This window comes from Mycobacterium appelbergii (genome assembly GCF_032883035.1).
GTDB lineage: Bacteria > Actinomycetota > Actinomycetes > Mycobacteriales > Mycobacteriaceae > Mycobacterium > Mycobacterium appelbergii.
Genome location: NZ_JAMQTH010000004.1, coordinates 451,252 through 469,618, shown reverse-complemented (window position 1 = coordinate 469,618; position 18,367 = coordinate 451,252). Strand labels below are relative to the sequence as shown.

Below are 18,367 nucleotides of genomic sequence, written 5' to 3'. Positions count from 1 at the left end.
CGGACGCATCACCGGCTACAAAGGCGAATACGACGCCCTGACCAACCAAAAATTCGCACCCGGGAGCGAGAAGGACGACAAGAAAGACCCCGACGCGCTGGGCGTCAAGGGTGACGGCGAGAAGGACAAGCCGACCGGGAAAGAGGATGGGCAAGCGTTGGCCGATCAGGCTGCGCTGCCGTCGTCACAACGTGACCCTGAGGTGCTGGATCGGGTGGCAGCCAACCTTCCGCAGAGTCCACTCACCGAGGAGCAGATCGCCGCGCTCGCCGACGGCAAGCAAGTCAGCGATGTGCCGAAGGAGACGCAGGACTACTACCGCGACTTCTACAAGACCGCAGGCAAAGACGGGCTGCTCTTGTTGGACCGTCAGTTGGAGTCGCAGGAGGCTGCCGGAAATACCGACGCGGGCGCTCAGCGGGACAGGCTCGCCAACGGCCTGACGGTCGCGAGCAACGAGAATGTGGTCGAACTCAACCCCGACGGGTCGGTGGCGTCACGGGGTGGGTACGACCAGTTGCCGGCCGATCTGCGCGAGATGATCGAGGTGCGGCGAGAAGACCCGACCTATCCGGGATGGGAAACGGTCGGCCCGACCGAAGCGAAGAATCAGCATGTCGCCGACGTCGTGCAATTCAGTGAACTCATGGGCGAAGCCAACCCCGGCTATCAAACCGGATCACGGCTGGGCACGGAGATGTACCTGAAATCTGCTGACATGGTGGAACATTCAACGGGCGGTTGGGGAATGACGGATACCCCGCCCGAGGCATATGAGCGTGCCGCAAGCTCACTGGCCGAAGTCGCCGGACGCAACAATGAAGCCTCGTACCAGATCTGGTCGGGCAACGGCGACGGTCTGCCGGACGGATACAACCCGGAGGAGACGGTCCGGACGCTCATCGGTCACGACTGGACGCAGAGCGGCGGTAACGGCAGCGGCGCGGCCACGCTGCTCGACTGGATCACCGAAGACTCGCAGCGCCCGATCGGCGACCCTTTGGGAGACCGGGCTCGGCAGGCCTTCATCGAGGTGCCCGACATGCTGGCACCGAGCGACACCGACCCGGTGTGGAACAGCCAACGTGACGCATTCGCTCATAATTCGGCGATTTCGACAGAAATGAGTCAGCTGCTTGCGGCGAACACCGACGCCTTGTCTGCACCGGGACAGCCATTTGGTTTTGCGGAAACGAAGATTGATTCGACTGGCCACCCATTGATCAACGCCGACGATGCCGACCGGCTGCTGGAACTCGGTTCGTACTCGGAGGAAGGAAGGGTCACATTGACCACAGCTGCCGAGACGGCCCGAATCGATGAACTTGAGTCAGCGATGAGAAGCAATCCCGGTGACCTTTCACGCGAGGTCGCGAATAGCGATGCGGGAGCCTTGGCGGGGCGCATCGATAATTCCATGACCGACGCGTTGAACCACCAGAACGCGGTGCTCGGCGAGGAGGCAAGGAACCCCAGTGATGCGCTGTACCGGGCGAAGATTGCAGGGGCCGAAATCGCTGGATGGGCCTCGAACGAGGTAGTAGGGAAGATCCCGGGTTCTGGCGAGGTGACCGGTCTTACGGGGTTGGACCCGGGCGAGATGGTTGAGAACCAGATCCGCGATTGGATCGGAACGCCCGAATATCAGGAGAAGACCGTGCCCGATCCTGACATTTTACGGGCGAGTTCGACGCTGCAGGCACAGCAGACTGTTTTGCAGGCTGCCTTCCAAGCGGGTGACCTGCCCCCTGAAATGGTTGCCGATGGAAGGCCGGTAGCTGTGAGGGATCTGAGCCCAAATAGTCCTGAATATCAACAAGTGCAACAGTTCCTGATCGATCGAGGCCTGTCTCAGTACGCAACTGACTATGGTCAGAGTTACTCGATAGTCCTCGATGGAGCCAACTAGCTATGACAAGGTATCGCCGGCTACTAACCATGGACGGTCGTAGCATTCTGGTCCGCATGGGCGCCGCCGCCGTAGCCGTTGTTGTGTTGCTGAGCGTTTCAGCGTGCGATGCAGAGAACGGCCCATCTACTACAACCACCACACCCTCACCGCCGGTGTTCCCTTACCCACCCTTCGAAATCAAGACTGATGTAGCGGTGCCCCTTAAGCAACCACTGTTGGGCGCCGCGCAGTTTGCCGTCGAAATGTCGGTCAATGACCGCCTGAAGGATGATCCTGGCCATGGCGCATTTGGTCGTCGACTTCGCGGCAATATCGCGCCGGACGTCGAAATCGCAGATTCTCCTCCGATACCAGACAATTACGTCGCTGACACCGGCGGAGCATTTCATCGTGCGGTAGATGCGCGCGAGCTTTCTGAGGGAACAGTCGAAGTGAGTGTCTGCTGGTACGACACACCAGGGCTGTATACCAAGCTCAAGGACGGCAAGGTTGTCGGACCGGATCCGAACCGTCCGTACAGCCTGCAACGTCCGCTGGTGGAGTGGACGGATCGGCCCGCAGCTGATGGCACCACACCATCAGGCCCTCGTTGGTTGTGGGTTGGTGAAGCCCGTACGTATGACATGACCCGGGATCAAATCGCGGCTGTCTGTGAGCCGTTCAAACCGGAGCCGTTCGTTCAGAAGATGCCTGACCCGATGTCCACGACGGTTACGCCGGCGCCGTGATCACCGGGCGTTGGCGGGTGTGCGTTGTCTCAGTCATTGCCGTGACGCTGCTCGCCGCATGCGGTGAGCAGGTTGATTCGACGTCGGAATCTGTGGCGTCGAGTGCGGTTTCGTTTCCGTACCCGCCGTTTGAGATCAAGACTGATGTAGCGGTGCCCCTTAAACAACCACTGTTGGGCGCCGCGCAGTTTGCCGTCGAAATGTCGGTCGACGATCGCTTGAAGAACAACCCTCGTGATACGGAAATTGATCGCCGGTTCCGCAGTAGGGTCGCACCAGAGGCCGACATCACTGATCTGCCGCCTGTGCCAGACAATTTCGTCGGTGAAACAGGGGGAGCTCTACACCGTGCGGTAAGCGCTCGCGCGCTGTCCGACGGAAAGGTTGAGATTTCTATCTGTTTGTATGACACACCGGGTCTCTACGCCGAGCTCAAGAACGGCAAGGTTGTGGGGCCGGACCCGAACCGGCCGTTCGGTATCCAGCGCCCGCTGGTGGAGTGGACGGATCGGCCCGCAGCTAATGGCACCACACCATCAGGCCCTCGTTGGTTGTGGGTTGGTGAAGCCCGTACGTATGACATGACCCGGGATCAAATCGCGGCTGTCTGTGAGCCGTTCAAACCGGAGCCGTTCGTTCAGAAGATGCCTGACCCGATGTCCACGACGGTTACGCCGGCGCCGTGACGACTGGGCCGTACTGAACCGGCGCGACCCCTGATAGCGGGCAGAAATTCCTGCACGGACCCCTCTCGGGCCGAAGTTACGATTGTTGGCATGTCCGCCTACGTACGGGTGAAGCCGGAGAGTCTGCGCACCGCGGCGCACGCGGAGGCGCAGGTGGGGGACCAGGTCTCGCGGACGGACGCGGGCACCGCCACCGCGGTGGGGGCGACCGGGATGTCGGGTTTGCGCAGCGGCGCGGCGTGCCAGTTTGCGGGCACGACGCTTGACGAGGCCGCGACCCGGGCGGGTGCCGAGTTGGCCGCCCATTCCAAGAACCTGTTGGGCGCGGCGGGCCGGTACGAACAAGTCGACAGCGCGTTCGGGGAGCGGCTGTCGCAGATTGCGGGATCGAAATGACCGCAGCGGGTGGTGAGTCCGGGTGACGGTCACCATTCCGCAGGTCGAGACTTCCAATCCGGGTGCACTGGCCCAGGCAGGCGACGATCTTTCGCACCGGGCAGGCACACTCGCCGCGCAGATCAGCAAGCAGCAGGCCACCCTCGACACGTTGCGTGCCGACTGGCAGGGTGGGGCGTCCGACGCCGCGGTCGCCAAGGCGCAGTCCACACTGTCCCGGTTGCAGCGTCTACACGAGGTCATGTTGCGGACCCAGACGGCCATGCACGATGGGGGATCGCATCTCACCCAGTCCCGCTCGGCGATCCTGAACAGCGTCGAGAAATTGGCCGGGCAGCGCTGGAACGTTGCACCTGATGGCACGGTGTCGGTGCGCCCGGGCAGCGCGTTGGATCAGTACGCGAAGCGCAACCCCGTGGACGCCATGACGATTCGCGCGCTCGCTGCGCGAAACTCCTCGAGCCTCAAACAGCTCCTGGCCCAGTTCGAGACGGCAGACGGCAAGGTCGACCAGAACATCCGCAATGCCGTCACCGGCCTGGACTCCAAACCGATGATGTTCGGTCCGGACGGGGGCCCGCCGCAGACACCCCAGCCGGATGAGCCACCGATTCCCCTGGGCAAGGACCCTGTTCAGGTCAGGGACTGGTGGAATTCGCTCACCCCTGAGCAGCGCAAGGAGATGCCGGCGAAGTACCCGAAAGAGCTCGGCAACCTCAACGGCGTCCCGGTCTGGGCGCGCAGCGAAGCCAACAAGATCGTCATGCAGCAAGATATCGACCGGGTGGCCAACGCTGCCGGCACCTACCATGTCGACGTCGGGGAGGTGACGGCCAACCCGGGCAGGTACGGACTCTCACCGTCGGATGTCACCCGGTACACCAACGCCATTCAGGTCCAGAAGGGGCTGACCGACAACGCGAGGAACACCGGGCAGCAGACTTTTCTGCAGGTGTACGAGCCCGAAGCGTTCGGCGGGCAGGGCCGGGCAGCGGTCGCCATCGGCAATCCCGACGACGCGGTCAACACCGCCGTACTGGTCCCCGGCACCGGCAACAGTGTCCGAGACGGCTGGCTGGGCGGTCCGGACGCGGCGCGCGTCTACAACGAAACCGCTTCGGTGGACCCGAGCAAGCCCACCGCCGTCGTCGCCTGGATGGGATACAACGCCCCCGACAGCATGACCGACCCACAGGTGGGCCAGACCGGCAATGCCCGCCAGGGCGGCGGCTTGCTGGCAGCCGACGTCAACGCGCTGGAGACCACCAATCACGGCGACTCGCATGTCACCGTGATCGGCCACTCGTACGGGTCGACGACGGTCGCCGATGCTGCCGCCGGCTCCGGTATGCGCGCCGACGACATCGTCCTGGTCGGGTGCCCCGGGACCGACCTGGCCAAGAGTGCAGCAGATTTTCACCTTCCCGAGGGCGGCAACGTGTTCGTCGGCGCGGCCTCGACAGACCCCGTCACGCACCTGGGTGGGGGCGACCAAGTGCACATACCGGGCACCGATGTCACCGTCGCATTGGGGGCAGACCCGGCAGTCGACGGCTACGGCTCCACCCGCTTCAAGGCCGAGGTTCCGGGAATGTCCTGGCCGTGGAAAGACCACAGCGAGTACTTCACGCCCGGCAGCGAATCCCTCTTCAGCATCGCCGATATTGCGTCAGGGGACGGAGATCTGTTGCAAGATCACGGCATGACCGCGGACCATCGACTCACCACCGTGCCGGTGGACCCCGAAATCTGGCGCCGGGGCACCGGCGACCACTACCACGGTCCGGCCGGAGGTTAGGGCATTGCGCAGCAACCGGTTTCTGATGACGGCCGCCAGCGCACTGGCGGCTGTGGTACTCGCGAGCTGTGGTGCGGTGAGTTCTGTGACGGACGGAGTATCGGACCCCATGACCCCAGAAGAATCCAAGGCGCAGGTTGTCGACGCGGCCCGTGACCTCGCGCATACCGTCGGTATCGACGGCATGACGGCGTCGTTCCAGAGTGAATCCTGCAACGACCAGGGCGAGGCGCCCTTCCGGGGCAGTGTGCACATGTCCTATCCGGTCGCCGAGGACCTGCAAAAAGCCGAGGCGGAACGGGCCGCGATGATCGGCAAACTGCAGGCCCACGGTTGGTCGACCGACTCGGAGTTCCGCACACACGGTGCGGCACTGCACAAGGACAATGTGACCGCGGTCGTCTACCCACAGAACGTGACGTCACAAGCCCGAATCATCACGATTTACGGCGAATGTCGGGATGTGACGACGACGAAGAGCGGTGACGCCGAAGACATCGCCCTGAACGAGTAGAGCAGGCGTGGCGCCTGACCAGGAGTCAATCCGGGTTAGACGCCACGTCGGTCGGCGCGTTGTCACCGACCGCCAACACCACCCGCGACCCATACGGGACATGCTGGATCAACCGCAGTTGAGCCAGCGCCGGGTGCGCGTCCAGCAGCTTGCCGGCATTGGCCAGCGCGCGCAGCGCCGCAGTCTCGGCACGTGCGGCCTCGAGCTGCGCCGCACCGCGTGCCTTGGCGGTCACCAGCTGCATTGCCGCGGTGCGGATTTCAGCTGGCACGAGGACATCCTTGACGTACACCTCCAACACCTCGACACCGGTTCGGGTACCGGCCACGCCCGCCGCCGCCGCGATCGCAGCGGCATCGACGCGGGTGCTGCGCTGCATGACCTCCTCGGCGGTCACACCGGCGACGTTGTCGCGCAGCGCGATCTGCGCCGCCAGGTACACCGCGGCCAGCGGGTCGGCCGCCGCCTCCACGTAGGCCACGGCATCGGTCACCGCCAGTCGCAGCGCGACGGTGACGCGTAGCGACACCGCGTCGGAGGTCAGCACCTCCTGCGGGGCCAGCGTCAACACCTGCTCGCGCATCTCGACGCGCACCACCACGGCCTTGGCCGGTAGCCGGTGACGCCCCGGCTGCAGGACACGTGCCAGCGTGCCGTCGCGGTATTCCAGTGCGCACTGGCCTGCGGCTATCGTGATTCGATCGAACGTGAACACGTTCATTGCGTGTCCTCCTTCCGGATTGTGTATTCGTCTGTGCGGCAGCGGGATACCGCCACCGGGCGCAATCAGCCGCGGGGCTTCGAACCCCCGTGCGGGCGGGTTCGGGCCGCAGGGCCGCCGACTGCGGGTGCCCCGGCGACGGTATCGTCGGTGTTGAAGAGGATTCGAACCTCAGGTCGCCCTGTACCGGTGCCACGGTGTCATGAGCAACATGCAGAAACGTTGCGGTACCCCGCTCCGCCTGCCTCTCGATAACGCCGGGCAAACCATGCCATCGCAGCAAAGCGTGACGCAACCGATTTATCGCCGGATCGTGGGCGGGCACACGCTACCGTTGGTGCAATGCGACGTACTTCGACGGTGGCGGTCCTTGGCGCGATCGCGCTGACCGCGGCCCTGGCCGGCTGTGATGCGAAATCGGAACTCCAGACCCCCGCCCAGGATCAGGCACAGGACGCCTCCCCTGCGGCGGTGGAGTTCGCCAACGATTTGGCGCAGCGGGTGTCGGTGGACGCCATGATGGGGCATCTGACAAAGCTGCAGGAGATCGCCGATGCTCACGACGGGAACCGTGCGTTGGGCACCTCCGGCTTTGACGCCAGCGTGGACTTCGTCGCCGGTGCCTTGCGTGATAAGGGCTTCGACGTGGAGACCCCTGAGTTCGAGGTGCGGTTGCCGTTCGCCGACGACCCTCAGGTCACCGTCGGTGGCCAGGCTGTGACGGCCAAGCCGTTGGAGTTCACCATCGGTACCGCACCCGAAGGGGTGTCCGGCCCGCTGGTACCAGCCAAGGTGGAGGACTCGCCCGGCTGCGACGCGGCAGATTATGACGGCCTGCCGGTCACCGGCGCGGTCGTGCTGGTGGACCGGGGTTCCTGCGCATTCTCGGTCAAGCAGGCCGCGGCTGCCGAGCGTGGCGCCGTCGCGTTGATCGTCGCCAACAACACCGACGGCGACGAGATGGGCGCCACCTTGGGCCGCGATACCCAGGTGAAGATCCCGGTCGTCAGCATCACCAAGGCCGAGGGTGCACGACTGCGCGCCCAACCGGGCCCGACCACCATCAAGCTCAACGCCGGTGTCCGCATCGAGCGCACCCGCAACGTCATCGCGCAAACCAAGACCGGCTCTAGCTCCGATGTGGTCATGGTCGGTGCCCACCTGGACAGCGTGCCGGAGGGGCCGGGTATCAACGACAACGGCTCCGGCGTGGCGGCGGTGCTCGAAACCGCACTGCAGCTGGGTAGTTCGCCGGATGTGAAGAACGCCGTGCGCTTCGGATTCTGGGGTGCCGAGGAAGAGGGTTTGCTCGGCTCGTTCAACTACGTCGAATCGCTCGACGAAGATGAGCTCAAAGACGTTGCGCTGTACCTGAACTTCGACATGCTGGGCTCGCCGAACCCAGGCTACTTCACGTACGACGGAGACCAGTCCGCCCCGCCGGATCCGCGGGGTGCCCCGCGCGTGCCGGAGGGCTCGGCAGGCATTGAACGTACTCTGGCCGCGTATCTGGCCGATGCGGGAAAGATGCCGCAGGACACCAGCTTCGACGGACGATCGGACTACGACGGATTCACGATGGCCGGCGTCCCCGCGGGCGGCCTGTTCTCCGGCGCCGAGGACAAGATGACGGCAGAGGAGCAGCAGGAATGGGGTGGTGAGGCCGACCAGCCGTTCGACCCGAACTATCACAAGAAGACCGACACCCTGGACCATGTCGACCAGGACGCGCTGCAGGTCCACGGTGCGGGCGTCGCCTTCGCCGTCGGGCTGTACGCACAGGATCAGCGGGGCCGCAACGGGATACCGATCCGGTCGGACCGCACCCGGCACCCGGTCGACACGCAGTGAGACTACGACGGCTGGCGGCGGTCCTGGCGGCCGCCGCCGTGGCGGGGTGCTCGTCGTCGGCGCCAGCACCATCTGCCGATTTGCCACGCGATTTGGCGACCAAAGTCACCGTCGACGGCATGTTCGCGCACCTGCGGAAGTTTCAGGAGATCGCCGACGCCAATGGCGGTAACCGTGGTCAGGGCACACCCGGCTACGACGCCAGCGTCGAGTATGTGGCACAACTGTTGCGGGATAAGGGGTTCGACGCGCAGACTCCCGAATTTGAGCGGCTCGGACCCATGCAGGGTGGCGATCCCGGATTGACGGTGAGTGGCCGTCGCTACAAGGTCGAGCAGGCATCGCTGTTGCTCGCCACCGCGCCGGGCGGACTCAACGCGCCCACCCTGCGGCCGCGCAAATCGGCAGGGTGCACCGCGGCGGATTACGGCACGGTCAACGTCTCGGGCGCGATCGCGGTGGTCGATGACACCGGGTGTTCGGTCGTGGTCAAACAGAACGCGGCGCTTGCAGAAGGTGCGGTGGGGCTGCTGGTCGTCAGTGCGAGCAGCACCCAGCCCAGCCCGGCCGGACTGTTTACCCCCGGCTACTATCGGCAGCTCACCGTCCCGGTCGGCGTCATCGACAAAACTACGGATGCGGCGCTGCTGCGCACGTCGGCTCCCGTCAAGCTGGTCCTCGACGGCAGATCAGAACTGGTGAAGTCCCGGAACCTGGTTGCGCAGACCAAGACCGGCTCGACCACCGACGTGGTGATGGTGGGTGCTCATCTGGACAGTGTGGCCGGTGGCCCCGGGATAAACGACAACGGTTCGGGCGTGTCTGCGGTGCTGGAAACCGCACTGCAACTCGGTAGCTCACCGCAGGTGCACAACGCGGTGCGGTTCGCGTTCTGGGGTGCCGAGGAGACCGGGTTGGAAGGGTCGACGCAGTACGTGCGCGGACTGCCACCCGACCAGCTCGACGACATTGCCCTGTATCTGAACTTCGACATGCTGGGATCACCCAACCCGGGCTACTTCACCTATGACGGCGACCAGTCCGCGCAGGCCACCGACGCCAAACCACTACCCGAGGGCTCGGCGGGCATCGAGCGCACGCTGGCCGGCTATCTCAACCTGGCCGGGGTGCGTCCGGCCGACATACCGATCGGCAGCCACACCGATTACACCGCGTTTCTTGCCGCCGGTGTGCCCGTCGGCGGCGCGACCACGGGCTCGGTGCAGCGAAAAACTCAGGTACAGGCCCGGCTCTGGGGAGGCCGGGCCGGGACCGCATTCGACCCCAACTATCACACCGTGCGGGACACGATCGACAACATCGACCCGCACGCACTGTCGCTGATGGGGCCTGCCGTCGCATTCGCCGTCGGCACCTACGCATTGTCGACCGAGGGCGCCAACGGGGTCCCGCCCAGCGACCGACGCCAACGCGGCTGAGACCTGATTCACAACTCGTGATTGAACCGGACGACGTAGGTCCCCGTTGATCGGTTATGGGAATTAACCTCGCGGGAATGTCCAGTCACAGCACAATTGCCGGGGTTCACGGGGTCCTGCCGCCCCATAGATACACGCAGGACGAAGTCACCCAGGCCCTGCTTGACCTGCCCGGATATGAGGGCGTCGAGGACATTGTCCGTGCGCTGCACAAAAGCGCAAAAGTGAACAGTAGGTATCTGGTAAGGCCCCTTGAGGAATATTCCAGGCTGATCGATTTCGGTGAATCGAACAACCTATTCATCGAGCACGCAACTGAACTTGGCTGTGAAGCGCTGTCCGGTGCGCTCGATGAGGCCGGACTGCGTCCGGAGGACGTCGATCTGATCGTCACCACCACGGTCACCGGCGCGGTCGTACCGTCACTGGATGCCCGCATCGCGGGCCGGCTCGGTCTGCGGCCCGACGTGCGCCGCGTACCGATTTTCGGGCTGGGCTGTGTGGCGGGTGCTGCGGGCATCGCCCGGCTCAACGATTATCTTCGCGGTGCTCCAGACAAGGTGGCGGTGCTGGTCTCGGTCGAGCTGTGTTCACTGACCCGCAAAGACAATCCGTCCATGCCGACGCTGGTCGCCGGTGCGCTGTTCGGTGACGGGGCCGCCGCTGTCGTCGCGGTTGGCGAACACCGGGCACAGCAGCTCGACCCCACCGGGCCCGACGTGTTGGATTCGCGCAGCCACCTCTACCCGGACTCGCTGCACGCTATGGGTTGGGACATCGGCACCGGCGGTTTCGAGATCGTGCTGAGCGCCGAGGTGCCGAGTTTCGTCGGCCGCTACCTGGGCGATGATGTCACCGGTTTCCTTGGGGCGCATGATCTCACCGTGCCCGAGGTGGAAGCCTGGGTGAGCCATCCGGGCGGCCCGAAGGTGATCGAGGCCATCATCGACACGCTTGACCTGCCCACCGACGCGTTGGACCTCACCTGGCAGTCGCTGGCCGAGGTGGGCAACCTGTCGTCGTCGTCAGTGCTGCACGTACTGCGCGACACCATCCGAAAGCGGCCTGCGCCGGGCAGTCCAGGTGTGCTGATGGCGATGGGGCCCGGATTCTGCTCCGAGCTGGTCCTGCTGCGGTGGCGGTGATGCGGGTGAGAGGTTATGTGGCGCTGATCGCCGCCGTCGCTGCCGAGCGGGTGGTCGAGCTGGTGGTGTCCAATCGAAACCTGGAATGGAGTAAAGCCAACGGCGGCAGGGAGTTCGGTGCGGAGCACTATCCGGTGATGGTTGCGCTGCACACCGGGTTGCTGGCGGGGGCGGTGCTCGAGGCCCGGAAGCGCCGCTTCCGGCCGGGACTCGGCTGGCCGATGTTGGGTGTGGTGCTGTCGGCGCAGGGCCTGCGGTGGTGGTGCATCTCCACGCTGGGACGGCAGTGGAACACCCGGGTGGTGGTTGTCCCCGGGGCTGCGCGCGTCGTCGCCGGACCGTACCGCGCGATGCCCCATCCGAACTATGTGGCGGTGGTGACCGAAGGCGCCGCGTTGCCATTGGTGGGCGGCGCCTGGATCACGGCGCTGGTCTTCTCGGTGGCAAATGCCGCCCTGCTGCGGACCCGGATCCGGGTGGAAAACGATGCGCTGCAGAGTTTGACGTGATTGATCTGCTCGTCGCGGGAGGCGGTCCGGCGGGGCTGGCCACCGCAGTGCGGGCGGCACATGCGGGCCTCGAAGTGGTCGTGGTCGAACACCGGCGCGGCCCGATCGACAAAGCCTGCGGCGAGGGGCTGATGCCGCATTCGGTGCGGCAGCTCGACCGGCTCGGCGTCAAGATGGAAGACCAGGCGTACCGGGCGTTCTATGGCATCCGCTACCTCGACGGTCGGCGTACGGCCGAGGCCCGGTTCTCCGATGGGGCCGGCCGCGGTGTTCGTCGGACCGTATTGCATGCCGCGCTCTCCGACGCGGCGGCAGCGGCCGGGGTACGGGTCGTATACGGCGATGTCGGCGAGGTGACGCAGGATTCGGAGTCGGTGCAGGCGGCAGGGTTTCGGGCACGTTACCTCGCCGCGGCCGACGGTCTGCACTCGCCGATACGGCGATCGCTGGGTTTGTCACGCGGTGACGGGCCGCGCCGCCGGTGGGGGATCCGGCGGCACATCCAGATCGCGCCCTGGTCCGACTGCGTCGAGGTGTACTGGGCCCATGACACCGAGGCATACGTGACACCGGTCGGCGAGGATTGCGTCGGGGTGGCGATCCTCAAGTCCACCCGCGGCGGCTTCGACAATCACCTCGGAGAGTTCCCGGTGCTGGCCGAGCGGATACACGGTCTGCCGCACGGTCCGGACCGGGCCGCGGGTCCATTGCACCAGAAAGTGCGAAACCGGGTGGCCGGCCGCGTACTGCTGGTCGGTGATGCCGCCGGCTACATCGATGCCCTGACCGGGGAGGGCATGGGCCTGGCGTTCGGCGCGGCCGAACTCCTGGTGGATTGCGTGGTGGCCGACGATCCAGCGGACTACGACAGGCAGTGGCGTGCGATGACGCGTCGTTATCGGTTCCTGACGGCGGCGTTGTTGCACGGCAGTGGAATCCGGCCGGTGCGCACATGCATCACGCCGGTGTCGGCGGCGTTACCCGGCTTGTTCTCCAGGGTGGTCAATGCGCTGGGCGAATAGTTCTTGTTCGGCGAAGTGCATCGCGACCTCACGCGCGCGGGTGGCGTCGGTGTCGGGATCCTGCAACGCCACTGCGATCCACAATCCGTCCAGCAGCGCGGCGAATTGCCGCGCGAATACGGTGGTGTCGGTGATCCGATCCGTGACATCGGCGGCGCCGTCGACGGCCGAGACGATGAGTTCACGCCAGGCGGCCTGCATCTCCAGACGGCCCGCGTTGACCTCGGCGTGCCGGTATGCCTGCGACCACATCTCGAAGCGCAGGCCGTCGATGGCTGTGGGTGTGCAGTTCCAGCTGATCAGCAGCGATATCCGGTCCCGCAGTGCCGGGGTGTCCGCCAGTTTGCGTTCGGCCGCCCGGTAGAGGTGTCGCTGCGAATGCCGCAGCGCCGACATGAGCAGGTGCTCTCGGGTGCCGAAGTAGTAGATCACCAGTGCCGAGCTGATTCCCGCACGTTTTGCCACATCAGCAACTCTGGTCTCAGCGAATCCCTGCTGGGCGATCAACTCCGCTGCAGCACGCAGCATTTCGGAGCGTCGGCTCTCGTTGGTCGAGGTAGCGACGGCGGGTTCGGCCATGGCGTGGCAGCCTAACAGCTGTGCCCGCCGGATGGGACGTTAGCGCCAGAGTGGGCCGTCGAGAAGCTCCAGCAAACCTGCGACCGACTGAGCCTCACGCTCGGCGGGTGGCCCGCAGCGCGTACAGCAGCGCGCCCACTGCCACCACAGCCGCACCGGCCGTCACCGAGGCCGGCGGTAACGCGAACGCCAGCACCAGGCAACCCACCAGACCGGTCGCCGGGATCACCCGGCGACCGAGCGTCCACGCCGAGGCATTGGCGATGGCGTAGTACAGCAGTACCGCGAATGACGAAAAGCCGATCGCCCCACGCAGATCCACCACTGCGGCCAGCACCGCCACCACGATTCCGACGACCACTTCGGCTCGGTGCGGGGTGCCGAACCGAGGGTGTACGGCGGCGAGCAGGTGTGGCAGGTGACGGTCACGGGCCATCGCCAGCGTCGTACGGGACACCCCGAGGATCAGGGCCAGCAGTGAGCCGAGCGCGGCCACCGCGGCCCCGATCCGGACCACCGGCTGCCAGTGCGGGGCGCCTGCGGCCACCACGGCGTTGACCAGAGGAGCAGGTGCGGCCGCCAGTCCAGCGCCGCCCAGTGCCGCCAGCACCGTAATCGCGACAACCGCGTAGACGCACAACGTGATGCCCAGCGCGATGGGGATGGCGCGGGGGATGGTGCGGGCCGGGTCGCGGACCTCCTCGCCCAGGGTGGCGATGCGGGCGTAGCCGGCGAATGCGAAGAACAGCAATCCGGCCGCCTGCAGCACGCCGCCGGTCGTCACATCGCCCAGTGCCAGCCGGCTGCCGTCGGCGCTACCGGAACCGATGACGATCACCACCACCGCGGCCAGCACCGCCAGCACCACGGCGACGATGACCCGGGTCAGCAGGGCGGACTTCTGGATTCCGGCGTAGTTGACCACGGTGAGTGCCACCACAGCGGCCACTGCGACGGCGTGCGCGAACTGCGGCCACAGGTAGACGCCGACCGTCAACGCCATCGCGGCGCACGAGGCGGTCTTGCCGACGATGAAACTCCATCCGGCGGTATGGCCCCAGAACTCGCCGAGCCGCTCGCGACCGTAGACATAGGTACCGCCGGATTGCGGGTAGCGCGCGGCGAGCCGGGCTGACGACGTGGCGTTGCAGTATGCGACGACCGCGGCGACCGCGAGGCCGATCAGCAGACCGGTACCAGCTGCCGCGGCAGCCGGGGCCAAGGCTGCGAAGATGCCGGCACCGATCATCGACCCGAGGCCGATCGTGACCGCGTCGAAAGTGCCGAGACGCCGTTGAAGCCCGTCCGGCGTGGTCACTCCGGGATGTTAGCTCAGGAGTCGCGCCCCGGCATCAGCGATTCGTGGGCCGACGTCGTTGCGGCCCGGACCAGCACGGCAACCAGGGCAAGCGCCCCGAGCACCACCACCGGAATCGTCCAGAGCCGGCGGGTCAGCAGCGCCGACCCGCACTTGTCGACGTACTCGTCGCCCGCGGCCGCAGCTTGCACCATGTGGGCCGAGAAGCCGGTGCCACAAGGGATCTGCATGCCGTACTGATCGAAATCGTCCAGATACACCGGCATGCTGAGCAGATAGAGGCCGACGGCCAGCACGATCGCCCCGGCGATGCCCAGGTACACAGCGCGAAAACTCATTGGCTCCCCTTCAGGTCATACAGACGTCTGCGAACAGCAGCACCGGCCAGGACACGATGGCGCCGAGGAAGGACACCACCGCATCGAGGGCGTTCATGTCGAGTAGGTGGTCGGTGTGAGTGTTCGACCAGACGACTCCGATCAGAAGATACGGAGTACCCAGAACGACCGCGACGACGATCATCTCGCCGACCGCGACGCGGTAAGCCAGCAATCTTCGCAACCGGGTAAGCACGGGACCCCCATCCGTTCCCAACGCGCATCATGTTAATGGCCATTCTGCACTGCTCGACGGCTTTGACCGGATTGGCGTGTCCGCTTAGGGTGACGAGATGGCGCGCACCCCGCCGGGCCGAGTCGACAACGGCGCCTCTGGCGTGCGGCGTCGGCCGAAGGACCGCAAGGCCCAGATCGCGCGGGCGTCCGCGGAGGCGTTCAGCACATTGGGATTCCACGGCGTCAGCATGGAGGCGATCGCCTCGCGCGTCGGGATCTCTGCTGCCGCGTTGTATCGGCACTATTCGAGCAAGTACGAGTTGTTCCGTGACGCGGTACTCAACCTCGGTCAGCAACTCGTCGATGGCACTGCGTTCGTCGACCAGGCGGGCGACGACGCCGAAGTGGACCCACGGTCGGAGTTGCGCCGGCTGGTGGCTGCCCTCACCGACACGGCGCTGATCAACCGGGAAGCGGGCGGCCTGTACCGCTGGGAGGCACGTTATCTGCGTGGCGACGATCAGACCGAGCTCGACCACCAGGTCCGGACCGTGCACCGGCGGATTCAGCGGCCGCTCGCCGCGCTGCGGCCGGGGCTCGGCTCGCGTGAGCGGTGGACGCTGTCGACGGCGGTGCTCAGTGTGCTCGGCAGCATCGTCGATCACCGCGCCAAACTGCCAGCCGGCCAGATCCGGGAGGTGCTCGCCGACGTCGTCGACGTTGTGCTCACCGCCGAGTTGCCCGACCTTCCCGGTCCTGACGACGCCACCGACGCTCCGCCGGCCCCGTCGGTGTCGGTGCCCAAATATGAAGCGCTGCTGACCGAGTCGATGCGGCTGTTCAATCAGAACGGCTATCGCGACACCACCATGGAAGATATCGCCGCCGCGGTCGGCATGCCTGCCTCCGGCATCTACCGGTACTTCTCCGGCAAGGCCGACATCCTCGCCGCCGGATTCCGGCGCGCCGCCGACCGGCTGTCGGCCGATATGACCGAGGTGCTGCGCACCGCCGATGATCCCGAGCAGGCGCTGGCGGCGCTGGTCGACGCGTATGTGGCCCGGTCGTTCGACCGCCCGGAATTGGACTACGTGTACTACACCGAACGGCTCAACATGGCGCAGGCCGACCAGAAGATCCTGCGCGATCTGCAGCGGGCGGCCGTCGAATCCTGGGTCGATCTGGTGACGCCGCTGCGACCGCAGTGGAACGCGGGACAGGCACGTTTCGCCGTTCACGCTGCGCTGGCCCTGGTGATCGACCTGGGCCGGCTGATGGAATACCAGAACTCCACGCAGGCCCGGGTCGTCGTCGCCACCATGGTCGATCTGACGCTGCTGGGCCGTTACCGGTTGCGGACGGCGTTGCCGGCCAGGTAGGCGAGGTAGCCGAGGGTCCCGACGACGGCCACCCGGCGGGTCTTGCGGCTGACCAGCCCCAAACCCAGTGCCGTCTCGATCCCGCCGTTGGTGTAGATGTGCTGACGGGTGTTGCGCGGGAACGCGGGCTTGGTCACCGACTCGAAAAGCTGGGGGCTGGCGAAATGCGCGAGGCCGGCACCGGCCAGTCCCAGGCCGGCCAACTTGGCCACGGGCGAGTTCTTCTTGTTCTCCATCAGGTCCCTCTCTGATCAGGCAAATATGTAGTCGCTCAACGGGAAACGTGAAGCTTCCGTGACAGCCCGGCGGGTCGTCATCGGCCGTAGCAGCGTAGCCTCACCGCTCGGGTTGAAATAGTAGGACCGTGCGGAAGCGCAGTTGCCGAGGGTGAACAGTGAATCACCCAGCGCGGTGGTCATCCGGTCCAGGTACCGCGTGTTGGCTTCCTCGGTGACCTCGAAGGTGGTGGCGCCCCGGCGCTTCACCTCGCCGAACAGCCGGTCCATCAGGTGCATCTGGTATTCCATGGTGTTGAAGAAGTTCAGCCCGAGGAACGCGTACGGGCTGGCCAGGCTCAGGTAGTTCGGGAAGTGCGGCATCGAAACACCCTGGTAGGCCTGGAACCTCGTGTCACGCCACCACTTCCCGAGGTTTCGACCGTCCCGGCCGATCACCTCGATGGCGGGGAAGTTGGCCTCCCACAGATCGAACCCGGTGGCCAGCACCAGAGTGTCGATGACCGTCTTGGTGCCGTCGGCGTTGACGATGCCATCCGGTTCGATCACCTCGATGCCGTCGGCCTGCAGGTGCACGTGCGGTCTGGTGAACGTGCGGTAGTAGCCGTTGGAGAATGTCGGCCGCTTGCAACCGAAGTCGTAGTCGGGGGTGAGCTTGCGGCGGAGCTCCGGGTCGCGGATCGAGGCGAACCGATGCAACTTGGCCAGATCGGCCGCGGCGATGTTCAACCGGCGAAAGTACCGGTGCTTGAGCACCGCGGTGTCGACCATGAAGGCGTAGATGCCGTCGGTGACGGCGCGGATCACCCGCTGCGTCAGCGGAATCCGGGCGAACAATGTCCTGGCCCGTTCGGAGAACCTCAGGTCGATCTTGGGCACCACCCAGATCGGGGTGCGCTGATAGACGGTCAGGTCGGCGACGCGCCTGGCCAACTCCGGGATGAGCTGCACGGCCGTGGCGCCGGTGCCGATGATCGCCACCCGTTCGCCGTCGAGTTTGTGACTGTCGTCCCAGTCGGTGGTGTGAATGACCGTTCCGGCAAAGTCGGCGATCCCGGGGATGTCGGGAGTGCGCGGTTGGGACAGGAAGCCCGTGGCGGTGAACAGGTATCGGGAGGTGAGAGTCTGCCCGTCGGTCAGCCCGATCTGCCAGCGGCTTTCTTCTTCGTCCCAGCGGGCGCCCTCGACGGTGGTGTTGAACCTGATGTGGCGACGCACATCGTATTTGTCGGCCACGTCGTCGGCGTACTGCTTGATCTCGGCGCCCGTGGAGAACAGTCGCGACCAGTTCGGATTGGGTTCAAAAAAGTATGAGTAGGTGGTGGTGGGGACGTCGACGGCCAGGCCCGGATAGTGGTTGACGTACCAGGTGCCGCCGAGATCATCCTCCCGTTCGACGATCACGAAGTCCTCGATGCCCATCCGCTTGAGCTGGATGGCCGCGCCGATGCCGGCGAATCCTGCCCCGACGATGACTGCGTCGTGCACACCTGGACTCATGCAGCAGACAGTACCGCAGGTACCGGGTACTTTGTCGAGGGGGCGTTTGGACGTTCACGCGAGTAACGCCATGGCGGAAA

The 18,367-nt window shown here is 65.6% G+C and carries 19 protein-coding genes; 12 read left to right on the top strand and 7 right to left on the bottom strand.

Annotated features, from left to right (window positions below; genetic code table 11):
* The 6 genes from M1247_RS12435 to M1247_RS12410 form a co-directional block, all read left to right on the top strand.
* Positions 1-1,909, top strand: a 1,909-nt coding sequence (locus M1247_RS12435) for a TPR repeat domain-containing protein (protein WP_317156615.1), incomplete at its 5' end; no start/stop codon positions are given.
* A 56-nt stretch (positions 1,910-1,965) separates the two neighbouring features.
* A complete protein-coding gene (locus M1247_RS12430; RefSeq protein WP_317156614.1) occupies positions 1,966-2,640 on the top strand; it encodes a hypothetical protein in 675 nt (224 codons plus the stop codon).
* Positions 2,641-2,681: 41 nt separating this feature from the next.
* Positions 2,682-3,326 (top strand): hypothetical protein, encoded by a 645-nt coding sequence (locus M1247_RS12425; protein ID WP_317156613.1) that lies wholly within the window; start codon positions 2,682-2,684, stop codon positions 3,324-3,326.
* 90 nt (positions 3,327-3,416) lie between these two features.
* Complete coding sequence (locus M1247_RS12420) at positions 3,417-3,722, top strand: type VII secretion target (protein WP_317156612.1); 306 nt, start codon at positions 3,417-3,419, stop codon at positions 3,720-3,722.
* A gap of 22 nt (positions 3,723-3,744) precedes the next feature.
* Positions 3,745-5,520, top strand: a complete 1,776-nt coding sequence (locus M1247_RS12415; protein WP_317156611.1) for an alpha/beta hydrolase — start codon at positions 3,745-3,747, stop codon at positions 5,518-5,520.
* 109 nt (positions 5,521-5,629) lie between these two features.
* The gene (locus M1247_RS12410; protein ID WP_317156610.1) at positions 5,630-6,034 is read left to right on the top strand and encodes a lipoprotein LppJ family protein; all 405 of its coding nucleotides are present in this window, start codon (positions 5,630-5,632) and stop codon (positions 6,032-6,034) included.
* 25 nt (positions 6,035-6,059) lie between these two features.
* Here M1247_RS12410 and M1247_RS12405 read toward each other — a convergent pair whose 3' ends face one another.
* Entirely contained in the window at positions 6,060-6,755 is a 696-nt protein-coding gene (locus M1247_RS12405) for a slipin family protein (protein ID WP_317156609.1), read from the bottom strand.
* 342 nt (positions 6,756-7,097) lie between these two features.
* Between M1247_RS12405 and M1247_RS12400 the strand changes: the two genes are divergently transcribed.
* From M1247_RS12400 to M1247_RS12380, 5 genes are all read left to right on the top strand, one after another.
* Complete coding sequence (locus tag M1247_RS12400; RefSeq protein WP_317156608.1) at positions 7,098-8,606, top strand: M28 family metallopeptidase; 1,509 nt, start codon at positions 7,098-7,100, stop codon at positions 8,604-8,606.
* Positions 8,603-10,045, top strand: a complete 1,443-nt coding sequence (locus M1247_RS12395; protein ID WP_317156607.1) for a M28 family metallopeptidase — start codon at positions 8,603-8,605, stop codon at positions 10,043-10,045. The genes M1247_RS12400 and M1247_RS12395 overlap by 4 nt, the downstream gene beginning before the upstream one ends.
* Before the next feature lie 77 nt (positions 10,046-10,122).
* Positions 10,123-11,190: a type III polyketide synthase gene (locus tag M1247_RS12390; RefSeq protein ID WP_317156606.1), complete on the top strand. Its 1,068-nt coding sequence runs from the start codon at positions 10,123-10,125 to the stop codon at positions 11,188-11,190.
* Positions 11,190-11,699 carry an isoprenylcysteine carboxyl methyltransferase family protein gene (locus M1247_RS12385; RefSeq protein ID WP_317156605.1) on the top strand — a complete coding sequence of 170 codons (510 nt, stop codon included), beginning with the start codon at positions 11,190-11,192 and terminating at the stop codon, positions 11,697-11,699. Before M1247_RS12390 ends, M1247_RS12385 begins: the two co-directional genes overlap by 1 nt.
* Complete coding sequence (locus M1247_RS12380) at positions 11,696-12,721, top strand: NAD(P)/FAD-dependent oxidoreductase (protein WP_317156604.1); 1,026 nt, start codon at positions 11,696-11,698, stop codon at positions 12,719-12,721. The genes M1247_RS12385 and M1247_RS12380 overlap by 4 nt, the downstream gene beginning before the upstream one ends.
* Here the strand turns inward: M1247_RS12380 and M1247_RS12375 are convergent.
* From M1247_RS12375 to M1247_RS12360, 4 genes are all read right to left on the bottom strand, one after another.
* Positions 12,677-13,300 (bottom strand): TetR family transcriptional regulator, encoded by a 624-nt coding sequence (locus tag M1247_RS12375; RefSeq protein ID WP_317156603.1) that lies wholly within the window; start codon positions 13,298-13,300, stop codon positions 12,677-12,679. The genes M1247_RS12380 and M1247_RS12375 overlap by 45 nt on opposite strands.
* A gap of 94 nt (positions 13,301-13,394) precedes the next feature.
* Positions 13,395-14,618 (bottom strand): APC family permease, encoded by a 1,224-nt coding sequence (locus M1247_RS12370; RefSeq protein ID WP_317156602.1) that lies wholly within the window; start codon positions 14,616-14,618, stop codon positions 13,395-13,397.
* Positions 14,619-14,632: 14 nt separating this feature from the next.
* A complete protein-coding gene (locus M1247_RS12365; protein ID WP_317156601.1) occupies positions 14,633-14,956 on the bottom strand; it encodes a hypothetical protein in 324 nt (107 codons plus the stop codon).
* A gap of 10 nt (positions 14,957-14,966) precedes the next feature.
* The gene (locus tag M1247_RS12360; RefSeq protein ID WP_317156600.1) at positions 14,967-15,191 is read right to left on the bottom strand and encodes a hypothetical protein; all 225 of its coding nucleotides are present in this window, start codon (positions 15,189-15,191) and stop codon (positions 14,967-14,969) included.
* Between the two features lie 97 nt (positions 15,192-15,288).
* Here M1247_RS12360 and M1247_RS12355 point away from each other — a divergent pair, with 97 nt between their 5' ends.
* Complete coding sequence (locus tag M1247_RS12355) at positions 15,289-16,551, top strand: TetR/AcrR family transcriptional regulator (RefSeq protein WP_317156599.1); 1,263 nt, start codon at positions 15,289-15,291, stop codon at positions 16,549-16,551.
* On the opposite strand, the gene M1247_RS12350 is transcribed toward M1247_RS12355, so the two are convergent.
* Positions 16,518-16,787, bottom strand: a complete 270-nt coding sequence (locus tag M1247_RS12350) for a DoxX-related protein (protein WP_317156598.1) — start codon at positions 16,785-16,787, stop codon at positions 16,518-16,520. The two genes, M1247_RS12355 and M1247_RS12350, sit on opposite strands and share 34 nt — an antisense overlap.
* Positions 16,788-16,802: 15 nt before the next feature.
* Positions 16,803-18,287: a flavin-containing monooxygenase gene (locus M1247_RS12345; protein WP_317156597.1), complete on the bottom strand. Its 1,485-nt coding sequence runs from the start codon at positions 18,285-18,287 to the stop codon at positions 16,803-16,805.
* Between the last annotated feature and the right edge of the window lie 80 nt (positions 18,288-18,367).